We start from the raw sequence: 3311 nt of genomic DNA on the forward strand, positions 1-3311 counted from the left end.
GGAGTTCCTCCAGCGCCGGCCGGATCGCTCCGGCCGCCTCGACCAGCGTCACCGTCGCGCTCCCGTCGCTGTCGAACTCGATCGGCGGGACCGCCATAATCCCCGTCCGGGAGATCGCGTCGAGGATCTCCGCGTCCCGGTCGGGCGTCTCCTGTTCGACGAACGCGTAGAACGTCCCGTTCTCCGCCGGCGTGAACGCCCACTCGAGCACCGAGGGCGCCGCCCGGAGCATCCCGTCGAACGCCTCTGGCTCGCCGTCGACGCGGTACAGCAGCGTGTCCCGGTCCGGTCCCGAGCGGTCCTCGTGGAGCAGCACGTCCCGCTCGACGGTTTCGGAGTCACAGATCGCCTCGTGAACTGGGTTGATCGTCTCCTCGGAGAACGCGACACGCAGCCGGACGTACTTCATCGACCACGGGGTCCGCTCGCTGGCGCTTAAAAATACCCGGTCGAGTGCGGCAGAACGCGCCAGTGGACTGCGCCCCAACCCCGGCCCGTGCCTCAGCAATCGCCGGTCATCGAGACGGTCGACGCCGAGCCGGACCCGCTGCTCGCGGACGCCCGACGGACCATCGCCGACGCCGGCTTGGGAGGCGCGGTCGTGGACTCGCGGGCGATCGGCGACATCCCGACGCTGGAGATCCGCGGCGACCGCGTCCCGGCCGTCCTCGACGCGCTGCGGACGGGGCTCGGCCTCGATCACTGCTCCTGTGTGGTCGCACAGGAGTACGACACCCACGCCGAGAGCGTCTACCTCCTCCGAGCGTACGACGAGCCGACCCGGGAGCTCGGCGTCGCCGTCCCGGTCCCGCTCGACGAGAAGGTGAGTCAGTCCGGCGCGGACGCGTTCCGGACGATCGACTGGCACGAGCGCGAAGCGTACGACCTGCTGGGGTTCGAGTACGAGGACCACCCCGACCTGCGGCGGATCCTCCTCCCCGAGACGTGGCAGGGCCACCCGCTGAGCCACGACTACGACGGCGACGGCCCGCAGATCGTGCCGCTCCGGGAGAACGAAGGGCGGCTCACGGACGCCGGCGGGCGGGAGGCCGCCGACGGCGCGGAGACGATGTTCCTGAACATCGGTCCCCACCACCCGGCGACCCACGGCGTGATGCATCTGGAGACCACGCTCGACGGCGAGCAGGTCGTCGACGTGGAGCCGGACATCGGCTACATCCACCGCTGTGAGGAGCAGATGTGCGAGTCCGGAACGTACCGCCACCAGATCATGCCGTACCCGGACCGCTGGGACTGGAGCGGCGCCGGCCTCTGCAACGAGTGGGCGTACGCCCGGGCTGCCGAGGCGCTGGCCGACATCGAGGTGCCCGAGTACGCACAGGTCCTCCGGACGCTCACCGCCGAACTCAGTCGGATGCTCGGCCACTTCCTCGCGGTCGGCGCCTACGCGCTCGACGTGGTCGGCGACTTCACGGCGACGTTCATGTACGCGATCCAGGAGCGCGAGCGGATCCAGAAACTGCTGGAGGACGTGACCGGCCAGCGGCTGATGTTCAACTACTTTCGGCTCGGCGGGGTCGTCTGGGACCTGCCCGACCCCCGCGAGGAGTTCCTCGACGACGTGCGGGCGTTCCTCGAGGGGCTGCCCGAACGGCTCCGGGAGTACCACAGCCTCCTGACCGAGAACGAACTCCTCCAGATGCGGACCGTCGACACCGGCCGCCTCCCGCCCGAAACCGCGAAGCAGTACGGCTGTACGGGGCCGGTCGCGCGCGGTTCGGGGATCGACTACGACGTTCGCCGGGACGACCCCTACGGCTACTACGACGAACTCGACTGGAGCGTCGTCACCGAGGACGGCTGTGACAACTACGCTCGACTGCTCGTTCGCCTGCGCGAACTGGAGGAGTCCGCGACGATCGTCGACCAGTGCGTCGACCTGCTCGAGGAGTGGCCCGAGGCCGACCGGACGATTCAGGCCAGCGTCCCGCGGACGATCAAGCCCGACGACGGCGCCGAGGTGTACCGGACCGTCGAGGCCGCGAAGGGCGAACTCGGGATCTACATCCGCAGCGACGGCACCGACCAGCCCGCGCGCTTCAAGATCCGCGGCCCTTCCTTCTCGAACCTCCAGGCGCTGCCGGAGATGGCCACCGGCGGGATGCTCCCCGACCTGATCGCGACGCTCGGCAGTCTGGACACGATCATGGGCGAGGTCGACCGGTAGCGACCGCGGTCCCCTCAGAGATCGGTCCTCGGGAACCACCAGAGCGCCAGCGCCATCGGGACGACCGCCCAGACCGCCAGCACGGCCGCAAAGAACGGCAGCGTCTCGTAGACTGCCAGCGGCCCCTCGGGGGGGTAGGAGAGCATGCTCGTCCCGCGCTGATACGCCGTGACGGGGTCGAGGTTCGCCCAGAGCTGTGCCCACTCCGGACGGGGACGCTGCTGCTCGGGGGGGTACGTCCGGCGAACGATCTCGGTGGGGAGCCAGTCCCAGACGAACAGGAAGCCGAGGAACACGCCGAACGCGGCGCCGATGGCCCGCCGGCCCGTCGACGCGAGCGCCGAGATCCCGACCGCGAGGGCGGTACAGAACACCGTCCACAGCAGCACGAACCCCACGAGGGTGAGGTACTTCGCTCCCGGAAGCTGGCCCGTCCTGAGGCTGTAGGCGATCGGCGCCGCGAGCAGCCCGGCCGAAATCGCCGCCAGCAGCGGGCCGACTCGCCCGAGGAACGCGCCCAACACCACCTCCCGACGGGAGTGTGGGTACGCCAGCAGCACCCGCAGCGACCCGGACTCTCGGGCGCCGGCGACGACGCCGTGGCCCAGCGCCAGCGTCGTCAGCACCACCAGTATCCCCGCGGAGTTCTGGACGCCGCCGACGACCAGCGGCCGGATCTCCCCCCGGTACGTCGGCCCACCGGTCGACCAGCCGATGAAGCCGAACACGATCACGAACAGCGCGGCGACGACCCACGCGGACTTCGTCCGGTGGGTGTCCAGCGCGTACTTCTCGACGAGGGTCCGGAGGCTCATTCGGCCACCTCCGGGGTCTCGACCGTCGCTCCCGTCCCGTCGCCACCCTCGCCGGTGTAAGCCGCGAACACCGACTCCAGCGAGCCGGCGTCGGACTCGAAGTCGCGGATCTCGGCGCCGGCGTCACGGATCGCGTCGAGCACTCGGAGCTTCGCCGGGCCGGCACAGGTGGCCGTCAGCCGACCGTCCTCGGCTTCTACCGACTCGACTCCTTCGAGCGCCTCGACGGCGGCGACGGCGCTCTCGGACAGCGCGTCGCAGTGGACCGTGAGCTCCGCGACGGCGCCCGCGCCGCGCAGCCCGTCGAC

At 70.4% G+C, this 3311-nt stretch carries 2 protein-coding genes and 2 pseudogenes (1 of these 4 running past the window's edge); 1 reads left to right on the forward strand and 3 read right to left on the reverse strand.

Annotated features, from left to right (window positions below):
• Positions 1–409, reverse strand: a pseudogene (locus ACFR9S_RS09525) (hypothetical protein); the annotation flags it as partial.
• 177 nt (positions 410–586) lie between these two features.
• On the opposite strand from ACFR9S_RS09525, the gene ACFR9S_RS09530 reads away from it, so the two are divergent.
• A complete protein-coding gene (locus ACFR9S_RS09530; RefSeq protein WP_379730948.1) occupies positions 587–2188 on the forward strand; it encodes an NADH-quinone oxidoreductase subunit D in 1602 nt (533 codons plus the stop codon).
• Between the two features lie 14 nt (positions 2189–2202).
• Here ACFR9S_RS09530 and ACFR9S_RS09535 read toward each other — a convergent pair whose 3' ends face one another.
• Complete coding sequence (locus ACFR9S_RS09535) at positions 2203–3003, reverse strand: ABC transporter permease (protein WP_379730945.1); 801 nt, start codon at positions 3001–3003, stop codon at positions 2203–2205.
• Positions 3000–3311: pseudogene (locus ACFR9S_RS09540) on the reverse strand (ABC transporter ATP-binding protein); it runs 646 nt beyond the window's last position. Before ACFR9S_RS09540 ends, ACFR9S_RS09535 begins: the two are co-directional and overlap by 4 nt.

The sequence above is a fragment of the Halolamina salina genome, from assembly GCF_042678005.1.
Taxonomy (GTDB): domain Archaea; phylum Halobacteriota; class Halobacteria; order Halobacteriales; family Haloferacaceae; genus Halolamina; species Halolamina salina.

Excerpts from the sequence above, each read along its gene's own strand:
- ACFR9S_RS09535 (WP_379730945.1), bottom strand. The coding sequence starts at position 3,003 with ATGAGCCTCCGGACCCTCGTCGAGAAGTACGCGCTGGACACCCACCGG.